General features: G+C 73.8%; 19 protein-coding genes and 1 other RNA gene. 14 read left to right on the plus strand and 6 right to left on the minus strand.

Going from position 1 to position 18902, the window contains the following annotated elements; genetic code table 11:
* Positions 1-4 precede the first annotated feature (4 nt).
* From OOK31_RS24265 to efeU, 5 genes are all read left to right on the plus strand, one after another.
* Positions 5-1093: an iron ABC transporter permease gene (locus tag OOK31_RS24265; RefSeq protein ID WP_267089529.1), complete on the plus strand. Its 1089-nt coding sequence runs from the start codon at positions 5-7 to the stop codon at positions 1091-1093.
* Positions 1094-1206: 113 nt separating this feature from the next.
* Positions 1207-2043 carry a heme ABC transporter ATP-binding protein gene (locus OOK31_RS24270; RefSeq protein ID WP_267089530.1) on the plus strand — a complete coding sequence of 279 codons (837 nt, stop codon included), beginning with the start codon at positions 1207-1209 and terminating at the stop codon, positions 2041-2043.
* Positions 2044-2216: 173 nt separating this feature from the next.
* A complete protein-coding gene (gene efeO, locus OOK31_RS24275) occupies positions 2217-3368 on the plus strand; it encodes an iron uptake system protein EfeO (RefSeq protein ID WP_267089412.1) in 1152 nt (383 codons plus the stop codon).
* A 30-nt stretch (positions 3369-3398) separates the two neighbouring features.
* Positions 3399-4664: an iron uptake transporter deferrochelatase/peroxidase subunit gene (gene efeB / locus OOK31_RS24280; RefSeq protein WP_267089413.1), complete on the plus strand. Its 1266-nt coding sequence runs from the start codon at positions 3399-3401 to the stop codon at positions 4662-4664.
* 34 nt (positions 4665-4698) lie between these two features.
* Positions 4699-5559 carry an iron uptake transporter permease EfeU gene (gene efeU / locus OOK31_RS24285; protein WP_267089414.1) on the plus strand — a complete coding sequence of 287 codons (861 nt, stop codon included), beginning with the start codon at positions 4699-4701 and terminating at the stop codon, positions 5557-5559.
* A 66-nt stretch (positions 5560-5625) separates the two neighbouring features.
* Here the strand turns inward: efeU and OOK31_RS24290 are convergent, their stop codons facing one another.
* Positions 5626-6489: a PhzF family phenazine biosynthesis protein gene (locus OOK31_RS24290; RefSeq protein WP_267089415.1), complete on the minus strand. Its 864-nt coding sequence runs from the start codon at positions 6487-6489 to the stop codon at positions 5626-5628.
* 44 nt (positions 6490-6533) lie between these two features.
* Positions 6534-7295, minus strand: a complete 762-nt coding sequence (locus tag OOK31_RS24295) for an SDR family oxidoreductase (protein ID WP_267089416.1) — start codon at positions 7293-7295, stop codon at positions 6534-6536.
* Between the two features lie 108 nt (positions 7296-7403).
* Between OOK31_RS24295 and OOK31_RS24300 the strand changes: the two genes are divergently transcribed.
* Positions 7404-8762: a Bcr/CflA family multidrug efflux MFS transporter gene (locus OOK31_RS24300; RefSeq protein WP_267089417.1), complete on the plus strand. Its 1359-nt coding sequence runs from the start codon at positions 7404-7406 to the stop codon at positions 8760-8762.
* A 57-nt stretch (positions 8763-8819) separates the two neighbouring features.
* A complete protein-coding gene (locus OOK31_RS24305) occupies positions 8820-9833 on the plus strand; it encodes a small ribosomal subunit Rsm22 family protein (RefSeq protein WP_267089418.1) in 1014 nt (337 codons plus the stop codon).
* Here OOK31_RS24305 and ddaH read toward each other — a convergent pair.
* Positions 9830-10780, minus strand: coding sequence for a dimethylargininase (gene ddaH, locus OOK31_RS24310; protein ID WP_353962695.1), 951 nt, complete (start codon positions 10778-10780; stop codon positions 9830-9832). The genes OOK31_RS24305 and ddaH overlap by 4 nt on opposite strands.
* On the opposite strand from ddaH, the gene OOK31_RS24315 reads away from it, so the two are divergent.
* The 3 genes from OOK31_RS24315 to OOK31_RS24325 all read left to right on the plus strand — a co-directional run bounded on the left by OOK31_RS24315 (position 10779) and on the right by OOK31_RS24325 (position 12563).
* Positions 10779-11387 carry a TetR/AcrR family transcriptional regulator gene (locus OOK31_RS24315; protein ID WP_267089420.1) on the plus strand — a complete coding sequence of 203 codons (609 nt, stop codon included), beginning with the start codon at positions 10779-10781 and terminating at the stop codon, positions 11385-11387. The genes ddaH and OOK31_RS24315 overlap by 2 nt on opposite strands.
* Positions 11388-11553: 166 nt before the next feature.
* Positions 11554-12303: a bifunctional DNA primase/polymerase gene (locus OOK31_RS24320; RefSeq protein ID WP_267089421.1), complete on the plus strand. Its 750-nt coding sequence runs from the start codon at positions 11554-11556 to the stop codon at positions 12301-12303.
* Between the two features lie 35 nt (positions 12304-12338).
* A complete protein-coding gene (locus OOK31_RS24325) occupies positions 12339-12563 on the plus strand; it encodes a DUF6243 family protein (protein ID WP_267089422.1) in 225 nt (74 codons plus the stop codon).
* Positions 12564-12788: 225 nt separating this feature from the next.
* Here the strand turns inward: OOK31_RS24325 and yaaA are convergent, their stop codons facing one another.
* Positions 12789-13589 carry a peroxide stress protein YaaA gene (gene yaaA, locus OOK31_RS24330; protein ID WP_267089423.1) on the minus strand — a complete coding sequence of 267 codons (801 nt, stop codon included), beginning with the start codon at positions 13587-13589 and terminating at the stop codon, positions 12789-12791.
* A gap of 311 nt (positions 13590-13900) precedes the next feature.
* Between yaaA and OOK31_RS24335 the strand changes: the two genes are divergently transcribed.
* Positions 13901-15343, plus strand: a complete 1443-nt coding sequence (locus OOK31_RS24335; protein WP_267089424.1) for an RNB domain-containing ribonuclease — start codon at positions 13901-13903, stop codon at positions 15341-15343.
* Between the two features lie 68 nt (positions 15344-15411).
* Complete coding sequence (locus OOK31_RS24340; RefSeq protein WP_267089425.1) at positions 15412-16320, plus strand: helix-turn-helix domain-containing protein; 909 nt, start codon at positions 15412-15414, stop codon at positions 16318-16320.
* 106 nt (positions 16321-16426) lie between these two features.
* Here OOK31_RS24340 and OOK31_RS24345 read toward each other — a convergent pair whose 3' ends face one another.
* Positions 16427-17272 (minus strand): hypothetical protein, encoded by an 846-nt coding sequence (locus OOK31_RS24345; RefSeq protein ID WP_267089426.1) that lies wholly within the window; start codon positions 17270-17272, stop codon positions 16427-16429.
* Entirely contained in the window at positions 17269-18027 is a 759-nt protein-coding gene (locus OOK31_RS24350; protein WP_267089427.1) for a MerR family transcriptional regulator, read from the minus strand. Before OOK31_RS24350 ends, OOK31_RS24345 begins: the two co-directional genes overlap by 4 nt.
* A 106-nt stretch (positions 18028-18133) precedes the next feature.
* Here OOK31_RS24350 and rnpB point away from each other — a divergent pair.
* Positions 18134-18536: RNase P RNA component class A (gene rnpB / locus OOK31_RS24355), an RNA gene on the plus strand.
* Between the two features lie 77 nt (positions 18537-18613).
* Positions 18614-18814: a hypothetical protein gene (locus OOK31_RS24360; RefSeq protein ID WP_267089428.1), complete on the plus strand. Its 201-nt coding sequence runs from the start codon at positions 18614-18616 to the stop codon at positions 18812-18814.
* Positions 18815-18902: the final 88 nt, after the last annotated feature.

Here is an 18902-nt window from a genome sequence, read left to right on the forward strand (position 1 = left end):
CGCACTGCCCGCAGCCCGACCGTCCGCGCCCGAACGGGAGTCCGGGAAGCAGGTCCCGCGGCGCCGCTCCCGCAAGGCCCTGGCGCTGACCGGCGCGCTGCTGCTCGCCCTGCTGGTCCTCGCCCTGCTCTCCGCCGGAGTCGGCGCCTACCGCATCCCGACCGGGGACGTGCTCGACTCCGTCGCGCACCGCCTGGGCCTCGGCGGCGCCCCCCTGGACCGGGTCGGGGAGAGCGTGCTGTGGAACGTACGCCTCCCCCGCGTCGTGCTCGCCCTGCTGGTCGGTGCCAGCCTCGGCTGCGCGGGCGCGCTGATGCAGGGCGTCTTCGGCAACCCGCTGGCCGAGCCGGGCGTGATCGGCATCTCGGCGGGCGCCGCCGTCGGCGCGGTCGCCGCCATCGGTCTGGGCCTGAGCTTCCTCGGCAACTGGACCATCACCGCCTGCGCCTTCGTCGCGGGGCTGGTCACGGTCACCGCCGTCTACCTGCTCTCCCGCAACGGCGGCCGGACCGAGGTGGTCACCCTCATCCTCACCGGCATCGCCGTGAACGCCTTCGCGGGCGCCCTGATCGGCCTGTTCGTCTTCTTCGCGGACAGCGGCCAGGTCAACCAGATCACCTTCTGGCAGCTCGGCTCGCTCGCCCAGGCCACCTGGCCCAAGGTGCTCGCCGTCCTGCCGTGCGCGCTCGCGGGACTGCTCGTCGCCCCCTTCTACGCACGCAAGCTGGACCTCCTCGCGCTCGGTGAGCGGCCCGCCCGCCACCTCGGCATCGACGTGGAGCGGCTGCGCGTGGCGCTGATCCTGGTGGTGGCGCTGCTGACGGCGGCCGCCGTGGCCGTGGCCGGGGTCATCACCTTCGTCGGTCTGCTCGTCCCGCACCTGCTGCGGATGGCGAACGGGCCGGGACACCGCTTCCTGGTGCCCGGCAGCACCCTGGCCGGGGCCGTCGTCCTGACGGGCGGCGACCTGGCGGCCCGTACGCTCGCCCAGCCGGCCGAGCTGCCGCTCGGTGTGCTGACCGCCCTGATCGGCAGCCCGTTCTTCTTCTGGCTGCTGCGCCGCACCCGCCGTAAGCAAGGAGGCTGGGCGTGACCAGCACAGCGACCGGGTCGGCCGACCGCACCCCGGCCGGGGCCGCGGCCAGGCGTCCGGCCCGGCTGACCGCCCTGCTGCGCCGGAGCCGGCGGACGGTTCCGGCCCGGCCCGTGCCCGGGAGCGCCCTCGCGGAGGTCACGGACCTGCACGTGCGGCTCGGGGAGCGGGAGGTGCTCGCCGGGATCGGTCTGAGCGCCCGCGCGGGCGAGGTGCTGGCCCTCGTCGGCCCGAACGGCGCCGGGAAGTCCACCCTGCTGGCCGCGCTCGCCGCCGACCTGCCGGCCGCCTCGGGGACCGTACGGATCGACGGGCGCCCGGTGGGCGACTGGTCGGCCCCCGAGCTGGCCCTGCGCCGCTCCGTGCTCCCCCAGTCGGCCGCCCTGTCCTTCCCCTTCCCCGTCCGGGACGTGGTGCGGATGGGCCGGGCCCCCTGGGCGGGGACCCCGCTCGCCGGCCAGGACGAGGAGGCGGTGGCCGCCGCGATGGCCGCCACCGAGGTCACCCGTTTCGCCGAGCGGCCCTTCTCGGCCCTGTCGGGCGGGGAGCGGGCCCGGGTGGCGCTGGCCCGCGTCCTGGCCCAGCGGGCCCCGCTGCTGCTCCTGGACGAGCCCACGGCGGCCCTGGACCTGCGCCACCAGGAGCTGGTGCTGCGGATCTGCCGGGAGCGGGCGGCGGCCGGGGACGCGGTGGTCGTCGTCCTGCACGACCTGGGGCTGGCGGCCGCGTACGCGGACCGGGCCGCCGTCCTGCACGAGGGCCGGATCGCGGCGGTGGGACCGCCGTCCGAGGTGTTCGGGGCCGGGCTGCTGAGCCGGGTCTACCGGCAGCCGGTGGAGGTGTTCCCCCACCCCAGGACGGGTGCCCCGCTGGTGGTCCCGCTCCGGGACGGACCGGACGGCAGCCGCTGCGGCGTACGGAATGCGAACGGGGACTTGACCTTCCCTTGACCTCGGCTTGAGGGGGCCATGGAGGGGCCGTGACGGCCTTGTGTCCGGGGCCGGGAGGTGAGAGCTGAATCACTGGACGAGTGGGTATCGGTGAGGTAAGCCTCGGTTAAGTTAGGTCCGCCTCACCGGCCCCCACGGGCCACCACCAGCCTTCACCCTCGCCAGGAGCCCCCATGCGACCCGCTCGCCTCACTGTCCTCACCGCGGTCGCCGCGGTGGCCGCGATCACCGCCGTCACCGGCTGCGCCGAGAAGAGCGACAAGGCCGGCGCGGGCCACATCCACGTGAAGGCGACCGACACCGCCTGCGAGCTCTCCAAGACCGAGTTCCCGGCCGGCAAGGTCGAGATCGAGGTCGAGAACAAGGGCTCCAAGGTCACCGAGCTGTACGTCCTCTTCCCGGACGACCGCATCGTCGCCGAGCGCGAGAACATCGGCCCCGGCACCAAGGCCACCATCACCGCCGAGATCAAGGCGGGCGACTACGCCTTCGCGTGCAAGCCCGGCATGAAGGGCGACGGCATCCGCACGAAGGTCAAGGCCACCGGCCAGGGCGGCGGCGAGAAGCGCACCCCCGAGCTGGACGCCGCGGTCGCCGCGTACCGCAAGTACGTCCAGGAGCAGGCGGACGAGACGCTGCCGAAGGCCCAGACCTTCGTCGACGCCGTCAAGGCCGGTGACGTGGAGGCCGCGAAGAAGGCCTACGCCCCGTCCCGCATCGGCTGGGAGCGCACCGAGCCGGTCGCCGAGTCCTTCGGCGACATCGACCCGAAGGTCGACGTCCGTGAGGACGGCCTGGAGGCCGGCCAGGACCCGGCGAAGGACTGGACCGGCTGGCACCGCCTGGAGAAGTCGCTGTTCCAGGACAACAAGATCGGTGACGAGGAGAAGAAGCTCGCCGACACCCTGATCGCCGACCTGACCGACTGGCAGAAGAAGGTCGGCACGGCCGAGATCACCCCGACCTCCATGGCCAACGGCGCCAAGGAGCTGCTCGACGAGGTCGCCACCGGCAAGGTGACGGGCGAGGAAGAGCGCTACAGCCACACCGACCTGGTCGACTTCAAGGCCAACGTCGAGGGCGCCCAGAAGTCGTACGAGCTCCTCAAGACGGTCACCGCGAAGAACGACCCGGAGCTCGCCAAGCAGCTCGACACCCAGTTCGCCGCGATGAACACCCTTCTGGACAAGTACCGCGCCGACAAGACCACCTACGAGTTCACCTCGTACGACAAGGTCGGCGAGGCCGAGCGCAAGGAGCTCTCGGACGCCGTCAGCGCACTGGGCGAGCCGCTGTCCAAGCTGGCCGCCGCGGTCGTCAAGTAGTCAGGACCAGGCAGAGGCGGGAGAACTTTCATGACTGACGACCAGGTGACGCAGGAGTCCGAGGACTCCGCCGCCGCGCCCTCGCGCCGCTCCGTGCTCGGGTGGGGCGGGGCGGGGCTCGCGATCGGCGCGGCCGCGGCCGGCGGCGCGGTCGCCGCGTTCGGCAGCGGCTCGGACATGGCGCCGGCGGCCTCCGCCGGGGCGGCCGTGCCCTTCCACGGCGAACACCAGGCCGGCATCGCCAGCGCCGTCCAGGACCGGCTGCACTTCGCGGCCTTCGACGTGAAGACGAAGAGCCGCGACGAGCTGGTCCAGCTCCTCAAGGAATGGACGGCCGCGGCCCGGCTGATGACGGCCGGCCACCCGGTCGGCGACGTGTACGAGGGCCTGCCCGAGGCCCCGCCCACCGACACCGGCGAGGCCCTCGGCCTCAAGCCCTCCCGCCTCACCCTGACCATCGGCTTCGGCCCGGGCGTGTTCGCCAAGGACCGCTTCGGACTGGAGGGCAAGCGCCCCGAGGCCCTGATCGACCTGGAGCTGTTCCCCGGCGACAACCTGGACGCGGCCCGCTCCGGCGGCGACCTGTGCGTCCAGGCCTGCGCCGACGACCCGCAGGTCGCGGTGCACGCCATCCGCCAGCTGGCCCGCATCGGCTTCGGCAAGGTCGCCGTGCGCTGGTCGCAGCTCGGCTTCGGCAAGACCTCGTCCACCACCCCGGACGAGCAGACCCCGCGCAACATGATGGGCTTCAAGGACGGCACCCGGAACATCTCGGGCACCGACACCGCGGCCCTGGCAAAGCACGTGTGGGTCGGCTCCGGCGACGGCAGCGACTGGCTGACCGGCGGCTCGTACCTGGTCGCCCGGCGCATCCGGATGAACATCGAGATCTGGGACCGCACCCCGCTGCGGGAGCAGGAGGACATCTTCGGCCGCGACAAGGGCGAGGGTGCCCCCGTCGGCAAGTCCAAGGAGCGCGACGAGCCGTTCCTGAAGGCGATGAAGCCCGAGGCGCACGTCCGTCTCGCGCACCCCGACACCAACGACGGGGCGACCATCCTGCGCCGCGGCTACTCCTTCACGGACGGCACGGACGGCCTGGGCCGGCTCGACGCGGGCCTGTTCTTCCTGGCCTACCAGCGTGACGTCCGCAAGGGCTTCGTGCCGATCCAGCGCCAGCTGGCCAAGGCCGACGTCCTCAACGAATACATCCAGCACGTGGGTTCGGCCGTCTTCGCCGTCCCGCCGGGCGTCCGCGACAAGGACGACTGGTGGGGCCGGACGCTGTTCGCGTAGTCCCCGTCGTAGAGCCTGGAGAGGAACCACCGCCGTGTTCGGCAACTATCTGATCGGCCTGCGCGAGGGTCTGGAGGCGAGCCTGGTCGTCTGCATCCTCGTCGCCTACCTGGTGAAGACGCAGAACCGGGCCGCGCTGCGCCCGGTGTGGATCGGCATCGGCATCGCCTGCACCATCTCGCTGGCCTTCGGCGCCCTGCTGACCTTCGGGACGCAGGAGCTGACCTTCGAGGCGCAGGAGCTGCTGGGCGGCAGCCTGTCGATCCTCTCGGTCGGTCTGGTGACCTGGATGGTCTTCTGGATGAAGCGCACCGCGCGGCACCTGAAGGGCGAGCTGGAGGGCAAGCTCGACGCGGCCCTGGCCATGGGCACCGGCGCGCTGGTGGCCACCGCCTTCCTGGCGGTGGGCCGCGAGGGCCTGGAGACCGCGCTGTTCGTGTGGGCCTCGGTCCGCGCGAGCGGTGAGGGCTCGTCCGCGCCGCTGATCGGGGTGCTGCTGGGCATCGGCACGGCCATCGTGCTGGGCTGGCTGTTCTACCGGGGCGCCCTGAGGATCAACCTGGCGAAGTTCTTCCGGTGGACCGGCGGCATGCTGGTGGTCGTGGCCGCGGGCGTGCTCGCGTACGGGGTCCACGACCTCCAGGAGGCGGCGTTCCTCGGCGGTCTGAACGACAAGGCCTTCGACATCAGCTCGGCGGTCCCGCCGGACAGCTGGTACGGGGTCCTGCTCAAGGGCGTCTTCAACTTCCAGCCCGACCCGACGGTCACCCAGCTGGTGGTGTGGGCGCTGTACCTGGCCGTCGTGCTGACGCTGTTCCTGCTGCCGGCCGGCTTCGGCCGGTCGTCCTCGGGGAACCCGGCGGCCAAGGCCCCGGCCGCCGCCTCGCGCGACTGAGCACCTGACGGACGAAGGGCCCCTTCCGTGGTTCACGGAGGGGGCCCTTCGCGTGTCGTTCGCGGGTCAGGCGATCCGTACGCCCGTGCCGCTGACGTGGACGCGCGGGTCCCCTTCGCGCAGTTCCACCGTGAGCAGGCCCGGCCGGCCCATGTCCTCGCCCTGGTGGAGGGTCAGCACGGCCTGCGCCGGGACCAGGCCCAGCTCGCGCGCGTACGCGCCGAAGGCGGCTGCGGCGGCGCCCGTGGCGGGGTCCTCGACGACGCCGCCGACCGGGAAGGGGTCCCGTACGTGGAACTCCGCCGGGCCCGCCCGGTGCACGAGCTGGACGGTGGTGAGGTCCAGGCGCCGCATCAGGGCATCCAGCCGCGCGAAGTCGTACGCGAGGTCCGCGAGCCGGGCCCGGGTGGCGGCGCCGAGTACGAGGTGCCGCGCTCCCGCGTAGGCGATCCGGGGCGGGAACGCCGGGTCCAGGTCCGCCGCGGGCCAGTCCAGTGCGGCCAGCGCCTCCGCGAGGTCGGCCCCGTCGATCTCCTCGGTGTGCGGTTCGACGCTGGTCAGGGTGGCCCGCAGGCCCCCCTCCTCGGCGGTGACGGAGACCGGCACGGTCCCGACGCGGGTCGCGAGGAGCAGGTCCCCGGGCCCGATCCGCTCGGCCAGCGCCACGGCGGTGGCGACGGTGGCGTGCCCGCAGAACGGCACCTCCGCCTTCGGGCTGAAGTACCGCACGGTGAAACCGCGGCCGGCCGGGCCGCCCAGGCCCTCCGGCGGGGCGGTGAGGAAGGCCGTCTCGCTGTAGCCGAGCCGGGCGGCGACCTCCAGCATGGCGGCCTCGTCCAGGCCGGCGGCGTCGAGCACGATCCCGGCGGGGTTGCCGCCTTCCGGGTCGCTGGAGAAAGCGGTGTAGCGCAGTACCTCGGTATCGGTCATGCGGTCATGATCACCAACGCCGCCGCGCCTGGCAACGGGGTTGCTCAGCCGCGTCCGATGTACGGCATGGCCGTCGCCATCACCGTCGCGAACTGCACGTTCGCCTCCAGCGGCAGCTCCGCCATGTGCAGCACGGTGCGGGCCACGTCGGCGGCGTCCATCACCGGCTCCACCGCCAGCTGCCCGTTGGCCTGGAGGATGCCGGTCTGCATGCGCTCGGTCATCTCGGTGGCCGCGTTGCCGATGTCGATCTGCCCGCAGGCGATCCGGTACGGGCGCCCGTCCAGCGACAGCGACTTCGTCAGGCCGGTCATGGCGTGCTTGGTCGCGGTGTAGGCGACGGAGTTCGGGCGGGGCACGTGCGCCGAGATGGATCCGTTGTTGATGATGCGGCCGCCCTGCGGGTCCTGCTCCTTCATCACCCGGAAGGCCGCCTGCGCGCACAGGAAGGACCCGGTCAGGTTGACGTCGACGACCTGGCGCCAGGCCTCGTAGGAGATGTCCTCCAGCGCGACCCCGGCCGGGCCGAAGGTGCCGGCGTTGTTGAAGAGCAGGTCGAGGCGTCCGTGGCGGGCGCGGACGGTCTCGAACAGCGCGGCGACCTCCTGCGGATCGCTCACGTCGGCCCGTACGGGGAGCACGTCCGCGTCCTCCCCGGCGGCCCGGGCCGTCTCCTGGAGGGGCTCGGTCCGGCGTCCGGCCACGGCCACGGACCAGCCGGCCCCGGCCAGGGCGAGGGCCACGGAGCGGCCGATGCCGGAGCCGGCGCCGGTCACTACGGCGATCTTCTTCCGAGGTGCGTTCATGGGGCCGCAGAGTACGTCACACCGCGCATCCGGCCCCGGACGTTCCGACAGCTGAGAGCATGGGTGGGTCCGGGGTGCTGTGATCAGATGAGAAGACTGGAGTTCCGCATGTCGGAGAGAGGCCCCTCGGCGGCCCCCGCGCAGGGGCCGTCGCCCGAATCGCCCTCCGTTCCCACCGCCGCCGCCCCGGCCACCGCGTCAGCGGGCTCGGCGCCCCCGGCACCCCCGGAGCCCCTGGAGACGGCACCCCTGAAGGCGGCACGCCGCACCAGTCTGCTCGTCACCTTCATACTCGGCGGGCTCTCCGCCCTCCCCCCGCTGTCCATGGACATGTACCTCCCGGCACTGCCGGAGGTCACCACCGCCCTGCACAGCCCGGCCGCCACCGTGCAGCTGACCCTCACCTCCTGCCTCGCCGGCATGGCGCTGGGCCAGCTGGTGATCGGCCCCATGAGCGACAAGTGGGGGCGCCGCCGCCCCCTCCTCGCCGGCATGGCCGTCTACGTCCTCGCCACCGCGATCTGCGCCCTCGCCCCGACCACCGAGATGCTGATCGGCTTCCGGCTGCTCCAGGGCCTGGCGGGCGCGGCCGCGATCGTCATCGCGCGGGCCGTGGTCCGCGACCTGTACGACGGGGTCGAGATGGCCCGGTTCTTCTCCACCCTGATGCTCATATCCGGGGCCGCCCCGATCATCGCCCCGCTCATCGGCGGGCAGGTGCTGCGCTTCTCCGACTGGCGCGGGGTGTTCGTCGTCCTCACCGGCGTCGGCCTCGCGCTCACCCTGGTCGTGTGGCGCCGGCTCGACGAGACGCTGCCGCCCGAGCGGCGGCAGACCGGCGGGGTGGGCGCCGCCCTGCGGACCATGCGCGGGCTGCTCGGCGACCGGGTCTTCGCCGGGTACACCCTGGCGGGCGGCTTCGCCTTCGCCGTGCTCTTCTCCTACATCTCCGCCTCGCCCTTCGTGGTGCAGGAGATCTACGGGGCCTCCCCGCAGGCCTTCAGCCTGCTGTTCGGCCTGAACGCCGTCGGCCTGATCCTCTTCGGCCAGATCAACGGCAAGCTGCTGGTGGGCCGGGTCAGCCTGGACAAGGCCCTGGGCGCCGGTCTCGCCGTCATCACCGTCGCATCGGTGGCCCTGCTGCTGATGTCCTCCGGGGTCTTCGGGAAGGTCGGACTGGTGCCGGTCGCCGCCGCCCTGTTCGTGCTGATGTCGGCGATGGGCCTGGTCCTGCCGAACACCAACGCGCAGGCGCTGATGCGCACCCCGCACGCCGCCGGATCGGCGTCCGCGCTGCTCGGCACCTCCTCCTTCCTCGTCGGGGCGGTGGCCTCGCCGCTCGTCGGGATCGCGGGCGAGGGCACCGCGGTGCCGATGGCCGTGGTCCAGCTGACCTGCTCGCTGCTGGCGGTCGCCTGCTTCCTCGGCATGTGCCGTCCCTGGCGCGCCCCGGAGCCGACGGCCTGATCTCGCGGGGCTGCCGCGGATGCGGTGGCGGTGCCCGCCGGAACGTAAACTTCGCTGGTGAACGCCGCCTCCAACCCCACCACCGCCGAAACCCTCCGCAGCGCGCTCGGCGGGCTGCTCGACGGGCTCCCGCCGAAGCAGGCCACGGCCGCCGTCGAGCGACTGATCGCCAACTACCGGGGCGCGACCCCGACGAACGCGCCCGTGCTGCGCGACCGTTCCGACGTCGCCGCGTACGCCGCGTACCGGATGCCGGCCACCTTCGAGGCCGTACGGTCCGCCCTCGACGGGCTGGCCGAGGCCGCGCCCGAGTGGTCCCCCGGCTCCCACGTGGACGTCGGCGGCGGGACGGGGGCCGCGACCTGGGCCGTGGACGCCACCTGGGACGGGCCCCGCACGACGACGGTGCTGGACTGGGCGGAGCCCGCCCTCGCGCTCGGCAAGGAACTGGCGGCGCGGTCGGCCTCCGGGGCGCTGCGCGCGGCCGAGTGGCGGCGGGCCGTCATCGGGGCCGGGCTGGCGCTCCCCGACGCCGACCTGGTGACGGTCTCGTACGTGCTGGGCGAGCTCACCCCGGAGGCCCGCCGGGTCGTGGTCGCCGAGGCGGCCCGCGCCGGGCAGGCGGTGGTGCTGATCGAGCCGGGCACGCCCGAGGGCTACCTGCGCATCCGCGAGGCCCGCGAGCAGCTGGTCGAGGCCGGGCTGAAGGTGGCCGCGCCGTGTCCGCACGACGGGACCTGCCCGATCGAGGTGGGCCAGGACTGGTGCCACTTCTCGGCGCGGGTCAGCCGCTCCTCCCTGCACCGCCAGGTCAAGGGCGGCTCCCTCCCGTACGAGGACGAGAAGTTCAGCTACGTCGCCGCGACCCGTTTCCCGGCGCTCCCGGTCCCCTCCCGGATCACGCGGAGGCCGCAGATCCGGAAGGGGCTGGTCCTGCTGGACCTGTGCGGTCCCGAGGAAGGTCCGTCGGCGGGGCTGACCCGGGCCACCGTGACCAAGCGCCACGGCGACCTCTACAAGGCGGCGCGGGACGCCGACTGGGGCCAGGGCTGGCCGCCGCCCTCGGTTTAGGCGGGCCGCAGCTCCTGGGTGCAGCACTTCACGCTGCCGCCGCCCTTGAGCAGTTCCCCGAGGTCCATGGGGACCGGCTCGAACCCGCGGTCGCGCAGCGGCGCCAGCAGTCCGGTCGCGGCCTGGGGCAGCAGCACGTGCCGCCCGTCCGAGACGGAGTTGAGCCCGAAGGCCGCCGCGGCCTCGCCGTCCACGAGCAGGGCGTCGGGGAAGAGCCGCCGCAGGACGGCCTGGCTGCCCTGCGAGAAGGCCTGCGGGTGGTACATGATCTCGTCGCCGTCGAGGACGCAGAGCGCGGTGTCCAGGTGGTAGTAGCGCGGGTCCACCAGGTCGAGGCCGATGACGGGGCGGCCGAAGAACTCCTGGGCCTCGTCGTGGGAGAGCGGGCTGGAGCGGAAGCCCCGGCCGGCCAGGATGTAGGTGGCGGTGACGGCGAAGTCCCCCTCGCCCTCGTTGACGTGGGAGGGCTCGTGGATGTCGGTGAAGCCGTGGTCCCGGAACCAGTCGAGGTGGATCTCGGCCTCGGCGGTCCGTTCCGGGTAGGCGAAGCGGGCGCCGAGCACCCGGCCGTCGACGACCAGGGCGCCGTTGGCGGCGAAGACCATGTCGGGCAGGCCGGGATCGGGCACGAGGGTCTCGACGGTGTGGCCGAGGGAGCGGTAGCGGTCCCTCAGGTCTTCCCACTGGGCGAGTGCGAGGGGCAGGTCCACCGGTTTCGTGGGGTCCATCCACGGGTTGATGGAGTACGTGACCTTGAAGTGTGCGGGTGGGCACATCAGGTAGCGCCGGGGTGTGGCGTCTCTGCGCAAAGAAGGCTCCTCACGACTACGACTCACGACGATGTGAAGAGAATCGTCTCTCCTCGGGGAAGACCGCGCAGTGAACTGATTGGGTGGTTTACGGCGACGGCTGGAAGACGATACGTCTCGCGCCGATACTGGGCGCATGAACAAGTCTCCCGATGCCACCCGCCGCAGCGAGCGCTCCCGGCGCGCGATCCTCGACGCCGCCCTCGCCCTGGTCGGTGAGGTCGGCTACAACAAGCTGACCGTCGAGGCGATCGCCGCCCGCGCGGGCGTCGGCAAGCAGACCATCTACCGCTGGTGGCCCTCGAAGGCGGCGGTGCTGCTGGACGCCTCCCTCGCCCTGGCCGGGGACGCCGAGTCCGCCGCCGGCTGGAGCGGCTTCCCCGACACCGGAGACCTCGCCGCCGACCTCAAGTACGTCCTGCGCGCGACGGTCGACGAGTTCGCCGACGAGAGGTACGAGGCCCCCGCGCGCGCCCTGACGGCGGCCGGGGCGACCGACCCGGAGCTGGGGGCCCGCTTCACCGAACAGTTGCTGGAACCTCAGCTCGCCCTCTACGAGGCGCGCCTGCGGACGGCTCAGGAGGCGGGGCAGCTCGCGGCGGACGCCGATCTACGGCTGGTGGTGGAGATGTTGCTCGGGCCGCTGACGTACCGGTGGCTGCTGCGGACCGCGCCGCTGACGCACGCGTACGCGGACGCACTGGTGGACTCGGTGCTCGCGGGGGTGGGAAAAGTCACCGGCTGACAGCCCGGCGGAGGGTGTCGGCCGACCGGCCGAGAACATATGGCCGAATTCTGTGCTTATGTGGGGGTCCGGATCCGGGTACCCGATTGAGGGGTGCGGTCATCCGGGGCTCAGGATGGTGGGACGATGGATCGGTCCGCCGGGGCAACGGTAGGTGAGGGGACAGATGGGGTCTGAGTCCGGCCGCGTCAAACGCGGTGAGCAGAGCAGGATTTCCCAGTGGCTGCGCCGCCGCTCGAAACCTGCCGCCGAGGACCCCGGCAAGGAACGCGAGGCCCTGCTCCTGGCCGTCGCCGCCGCCGGCCTCCCGATCTCCCCCGCCGCCCATCCCGCCGGCTATCGCTGTTCGTGCGACCGCATCGGCTGTCCCACGCCCGCCCGGCACCCCGTCTCCTTCGCCTGGCAGACCCAGTCGACCACCGACCGCGCACAGATCGAACGGTGGGCGCGCAACCAGCCCCAGGCCAACTTCATCACCGCGACCGGCATGGTCCACGACGTCCTGGACGTCCCGCTGGAGGCCGGCCGCAGCGCACTGGAACGCCTGCTGGCCGCCGGCATCGAGGTCGGCCCCGTCGCCGAGTCCGGCGGCACCGGTGACCACGCCCGGATGCTCTTCTTCACGGCGACCCGCGGGACGCCCGAGGACGAGGACGAATGGTGGCCCTGCGAACTGGACTGCCACCCCGAGACGATGGACGAACACCCCGGCCTGCGCTGGCACTGCCGCGGCAGCTACGTCCTGCTCCCGCCGGCGACGCTGCCGGGCGAGTTCGCGGTGAGCTGGCTGCGCGACATGACGTACGCCCTGCCGGACCCCCTGACCCTGCTGGAAACCCTCACGGACGCCTGCGCCACCTACGCGGGCACCACCGACCACACCCCGTCCGCCGTGGCCTGGCCCTTGGGCCGCTAGGCCGCACCTGAACCTGACGTTTACCGGGAGAACCCATGACCGACAGCAAGAACATAAACAACCCCGTGGGCCAGGGCGGCGGCCACCGCAAGAAGCTGTCCCGCGCCGAACGTCAGAACAACGGTCCGCACCGCAACCTCGACCGCAAGGGCGCAGCCGACCAGAAGGCGGAGCTGGTGCGCAAGATGCGCGAGAAGGCCGCCGCAGCCGAGGCCGCCGCCGGCCAGTCGGGCGACGGATCCAGCCCCGCCGGCGTTTGAGGCGCGGGCGCGGAGCGCCGGGCAGTAAGCCGCGCCCGGGCGCCGGGCCCGCACCCATCCAGCCCCGCCGGCGTTTGAGGCGCGGGCGCGGAGCGACGTGTGGTGAGCCGCGCCGGGCGCCGGGCCCGCACCACCCCCCAGCCGCGCCGGCGTTTGAGGCGGGAACGGAGGAAGGGCGGGTAGGGGACCGGCCCCGCGCAGCGGACGGCCGGCGACGGCCCGGCCTCAGTGGATCTGGGTCACGACCACGTCGAGGGACCAGGCCCGGCCCGGCTTCGCCGGCGGTTCGGCTTCCACCACGTAGCCCAGGTCCCGCAGGGCCGTGACCAGTTCCGCCGGGGACGAGGGAACGGCTCCCGCGAGCAGCAGGTCCCGCACCAGCCGCCCCTTCGTGGCCTTGTTGAAGTGGCTGACCACCGACCGCTTCTCCACCCCGTCCACGATCTGCGCGTGCAGCACCCGCACGGTGGCCGCCCGCCCCGCCGTCTCCCCCTTCGGCTTCCACGCGGCCGCGTACGCCGCCGACCGCAGGTCGAGGACGAGGCCGTCCCCCGCCGCCTCGGGCATCACCTCGGCCATCGGCGCACGCCAGTACGCGCCGAGCGCGCCCAGCGCGGGCAGCTTGACCCCCATCGAGCAGCGGTACGACGGGATCCGGTCGGTGACGCGCACCGCGCCCCACAGCCCGGAGAAGACCAGCAGCGAACGCTCGGCGGCAGCCCGCGCCGCGTCCGGCAGACCGGCCAGGTCCAGCGCGTCGTAGAGGACGCCGGTGTAGATCTCGCCCGCCGGGCGGGCGACGGCCTCGCGCAGGGCGGCGTTCTTCGCGACCTCGCCGCGCAGCCCTTCGCTGAGGCCGAGCACCTCGCGCGCCTTGAGCTCGTCGGCCGCGCACAGCTCGACCAGTTCCTCCAGGACGACCGCACGCGCGCCGGCCAGCCCCGGCAGGGACAGGGACTGCGGTTCCAGCGGTGCGCCGGAACCGCCGGCGGCCTTTCCCTCGGAGGGCGGCAGCAGCACGAGCACGGTGGTTCTCCTTCAGTACTTCACTACACGAGCAGAGGGTGCGGCCCCCGAGCCAGGGTAGACCGGACGGCCCACCCCCGGTTCACCCCCGGCGCCCCGAGGGTACTTTCCCGGCAAACCGGCCGTACAGGGCCTAGGTCGTCTCTTCCGGATCTTGCCGGTCAAGCCCGCGTCGTCCGGTGCCGTGCATCGGTGCGTTGGCGGGGCTCCCGTGTACTGGACGTACTCGGGTGCTCCGCCAACGCGGCGAGGTGCGGTGCCGGGCGGCGCGGGTCAGGCAAGATCCGGAAGAGACGGCCTAGGCTCGAGCCATGCCACGCCGCCACATGCACATGACCGGCGCAGACGGGGCTGCCCTGCGGGCCGCGCTGCGCGAACTGCGGACGGAGCTGGGCGTGCCCGGGGAGTTCCCGGCCGAGGTCCTCGCCGAGGCCGACCGGGCCGCCGCCGACCCCCGGCTGCCGTCCTACGACGCCACCGACCTGCCCCTCTTCACCATCGACCCCCCGGACTCGGTCGACCTCGACCAGGCCATGCACCTGGCGAAACGATCCACCGGCGGCTACCGCGTGCACTACGCCATCGCCGACGTCACCGCCTTCGTCACCCCCGGCGGCGCCCTCGACGCCGAGGCCCACCGGCGGGTCACCACCCTCTACTTCCCCGACGGAAGGGTGCCCCTGCACCCGACCGTCCTCTCGGAGGGCGCCGCCAGCCTGCTGCCCGACCGGACCCGCCCGGCCCTGCTGTGGCGGCTCGACCTGGACTCCGACGGCCGCGTCGAGACCACCGAGGTCCGCCGCGCCCTGGTCCGCAGCCGGGCCCGGCTCGACTACGACGGCGTCCAGAAGGCCGTCGACTCCGGCACCGCCGAACCCGCCCTGGCCCTGCTGAAGGACATCGGAACCCTGCGCGAGGCCCTGGAGGCCGAGCGCGGCGGCATCTCCCTGAACGTCCCCGAACAGGAGGTCGTCGCCCAGGACGGCGGCTACGCCCTGGCCTACCGGGCCCCGCTCCCCGCCGACGGCTGGAACGCCCAGATCTCCCTGATGACCGGCATGGCCGCCGCCGACCTGATGCTCGCCACCGGCACCGGCGTCCTGCGCACCCTCCCCGCCGCCCCCGACGGCGCCGTCGGCCGGCTGCGGCGCGCGGCGAAGGCCCTGCGGATCGACTGGCCGCACCACGTCCCGTACGCCCGGCTGGTGCGCTCCCTCGATCCGCACCGCCCCGCGCACGCCGCCTTCCTCCAGGAGTGCACGGCCCTGCTGCGCGGCGCCGGGTACACCGTCTTCACCGGCGGCGAGGTCCCCGACCCCGCCCTGCACGCGGCGGTCGCCGCCCCGTACGCGCACTGCACCGCCCCGCTGCGGCGCCTCGTCGACCGCTACACCGGCGAGCTGTGCGTGGCGGCGGTGGCCGGGGCGGAGCCCCCGGGGTGGGTGCTGGAGGCGCTGGCGGAGCTGCCGCGCGAGATGGCGGACGGCACCCGGCTGGCGAACACCGTGGAGCGCGAGTGCGTGGACCTCGTCGAGGCGGCCCTGCTCAAGGACCGCGTCGGGGAGACCTTCGAAGCCACCGTCATCGACGTCAAGGAACAGGACCCGCTGGTCGGCACCGTCCACCTGGAGGACCCGGCGGTCGTCGGCCGCGTCGAGTCCCCCTCGGCCGAGCTCCCCCTCGGCGACCGGATCCGGGTACGCCTCGCACAGGCCGACCCGGGCACCTCGAAGATCCTCTTCACTCCGGCGTAGCTACGCCTGGCCCCCCGCCCCCGCGCCTGTCATCATCTGCGCACCGACAGCCTGGGGAGGGACCGCAGATGGGTTCCGCCGTCCTGCCCGCGAGAGCGCCCACCGCCACGCCCGGTTCGGCGTCCGCCCGGCCGGCCGCCGCCCTGCGCCCGCACATCGTCAACTACACCGGCTTCCGGACCCGTTTCCCCGCGCCCCGGCGCCGCCTGGAGCTGCCCACCGGCCACGTCACCCTCGTCTTCACCTTCGACGAGGGCCTGTGGGTCACCCGCAGCGGCGAGCCCGCCACCGCCCGGCTGCACCCCGCCGCCCCCTCCCGGGCCCTGGTCGGCGGGCCCCGTACGGTCTCCGCGATCGGGGTGCACTCGGGCGCGGTGCACGGGCTGGAGGTGAACATGAGCCCGCTCGGCGCCTACCGGCTCTTCGGGATCCCGATGGCGCACTTCGAGGACAGCCGGGTCGACCTCGCCGAGGTGCTCGGCCCCGGCGGACGCCACCTCACCGAGCAGCTCCAGTCCCTGCCCGGCTGGCCCGAACGCTTCCGGCTGCTCGACTCCGTCTTCACCGCCCGCCTGGACCGGGGCCCGGCCCCCGCCCCCGAGGTGCGCGGGGCGCTGGCCCGGCTGTGGGCCGACAGCGGGCCGGGCTCGCTGGCCCGGGCGACCGCCGAGACCGGCTGGAGCGCCCGCCACCTGCGGGCCCGTTTCCGTGAGCAGGTCGGGCTGCCGCCCAAGGCGGTGGCCCGGATCTTCCGCCTCCAGCACGCGCTGCGCCTGCTCGCCCGGGGCACGCCGCCGGCGCTGGTCGCGGCCCTCTGCGGCTACCACGACCAGGCCCACTTCGGGCGCGAGGTGAAGGCCATGACGGGGCTGCCGCCCGCCCGGTTCGCGGCGCTGCGCGGCGGCCTGCCGCCGGGGTCGCCGCTGGACCGGATGCCGGGCCGGATCAGCAGCCTGCTGCTGCCGCCCGGGAACTGACTCCGCGCCAGAGCCGTTTTGTGCAAGACAGGGCCCGCCCGCCTTGTCACCCTCGCCCTACGACTCCTCCTCCCCCCGGAGAGTCCCCACGCAGTGCGGCAGCCCGTCACGGGGGTGCGGGTTGCCGTACCGCGCTCACCAGCGCGCGCGGGTCGTCCGCGTGGAAGCGGATCGTACGGGCGAAGGCGCGGGCGCCGAGCGGCCGGCGGAACTCCAGCGGCCGGTGCAGCTCCAGCGTCACCGTGGTCTGGCTGCCCACGATCAGGTCCAGCACCCCGTCCCCGTCCTCCCCGGACAGGGTGACGAGCCTGCCCTCCGGGTAGCGGCGCTCCACCCGGACCGAGGCCACCGCCTCCCGCGGGACGGTCAGGTCGAACAGGGCCCCGTAGCGGATCCGCAGCGTCCCGTCGGGGCGCACCACGTGCGGCCGGGTCACGCAGGCGGCGTGCAGGGCCAGCAGCACCAGCACCCCGTAGACGTCGAGGACCAGCATCACCCGGTGCACGGCCGGCCAGGGGATCAGCACGGCCAGCGCGACGGTCTCGATCACCGACACGAAGAGCAGGCCGTACATCATGGCGGTCTGCGGTCCGGTGTAGGCGGCGGCCAGATCGCCGGGGCGCACCCCGTACCGGCGGCGCAGCGCCCAGCGGCCGAGGGAGGCGGTGGCCCGCAGCTCGTGCAGCAGCAGCCGCCGGACCTGCTCGGGCACGGCGGCCCGTACCGCCTCCCGCCGGGCGGCGCCCGGGCGGGCTCCCCCCGCGCGGGCGGCCGCGTACAGGGACCACAGCACCCCGGCCTCCAGGGCCAGCGCCCCGAGGACGAGCACCTCGGCGGCGACGAGCAGCGGGCCGGGCGGGCGCAGGCCGGCGGCCAGGCAGACGACGAGGACCAGCTCGCCCGGGATCACGACGGCCGCCGCGAGCCGGGCCGCGCGCACGGCCGCGCTCATGCCTGGTCCCCGCCCTGGCCCTGGCTCCGGACCCGGTCCGCGAAGGCGGCCATCACCCGGCGGACGACCTCCGCCTGGGCGGGGGCGTACTCGGCGAGCAGGGCCTCGGTGAAGCCGGGCGCGGCCGGACCGCCGGCGGGGATCGCCGCGAACACCTCGGCGGGGACGGCGGCGACGAGCGCGTCGGCGAGGGGGCCGATGCGGGGATCGTCCTCGGGGGCGTCGGCGAGCGCGTCGAGGCGTTCGTAGAGGGCGAGGACGCCCGGGTCGGCGGCGACGGCCGCGAGCGCGGCGTACACCTCCTCCCCGACGGCGCCCGAGGCGTCGATCAGGGTCAGGTGCTCGCGGTCCAGCGCGGCGGCCGGGGAGTCCGTCGCCGGGGCCTTGGCCAGCAGCGCGGCGAGCCCCGGCGAGAGCGGCTCGGTCTCGCCGGGCCCGGCCGCGAGCAGCAGTGCGAGCCGCCGCCTGCGCCCGGCCAGTTCGGCTTCCTGGCGGGCGAGGTCGGCGTCGAGTTCCGCCAGGACCTCGGCCAGTTCCCGTCCGGCGTCGTCGGCGAGGACGTCGCGCACCTCGTCGAGGCTCAGCCCCAGTTCGGTGAGCCGGCGCACGCGGGCCAGCAGTACGGCGTCGCGCACGGTGTAGGCCCGGTAGCCGTTGGGGCGCCGCTCCGGCTCCGGGAGCAGTCCGACATGGTGGTAGTGCCGGATCGCCCGGGTGGTGAGCCCGACGAGCGCGGCGATCTCTCCGATCCGCATGGCCACCAGTAGAAACCCTGCCGTTGCGTCAAGGTCAAGCCGCCGGGGTCGAGCCGCTGGGTCAAGCCGCCGGGTGGGCAGCCGGTAGCATGGTCGTCACGACAGACGAGTCGGCCGGGCGGCCGCGTCGGGGTCCCCGGATCCCGCCGAGGAACGTCCGGGCTCCACAGGGCAGGGTGGTGGCTAACGGCCACCCGGGGTGACCCGCGGGACAGTGCCACAGAAAACAGACCGCCGGGGACTTCGGTCCTCGGTAAGGGTGAAACGGTGGTGTAAGAGACCACCAGCGCCTGAGGTGACTCAGGCGGCTAGGTAAACCCCACCCGGAGCAAGGTCAAGAGGGATCCTCCCCGGAGGGTCCTGCGCGAACGCTCGAGGGCTGCCCGCCCGATGTTCGCGGGTAGACCGCACGAGGCCGGCGGCAACGCCGGCCCTAGATGGATGGCCGTCTCCCCGGCGACCGTGAGGTCACCGGGCGACAGAACCCGGCGTACAGGCCGACTCGTTCTGCCGACCCGCCCTGACCTGGGGTTCTCCCCGGTTCAGGGCGGGTTTTGCGTTGTCCGGCTCCGGGAAGACCAGGCACATGATCACTTTGGTACTGGGCGTGGCCCTGGCGTTGGCCGTCGGCGGCTGCGTGTGCGTGGTGTGGGCCTCGCGCGGCGGACCCCGCTGGGTCCGGGCGGTCGCGGCACTGACCCTCGGCGCGGGCGACGTGGTACGCCGCGCCGAGAAGAACCGCCGCCGCGGCCGCACCGCCCAGGACGACGGCGGCAGCGGGGACTAGGGCCTGTCGTCAAACTCGCGTCGTCGCCCGGGGCAGACGGGAGTTTGACGACAGGCCCTAGGCCTGCCCGGACGGCCGGAAGCCCCCC

Origin of the sequence: Streptomyces sp. NBC_00249, assembly GCF_026342355.1 — a bacterium.
In the GTDB taxonomy this organism is placed as follows: Bacteria; Actinomycetota; Actinomycetes; order Streptomycetales; family Streptomycetaceae; genus Streptomyces.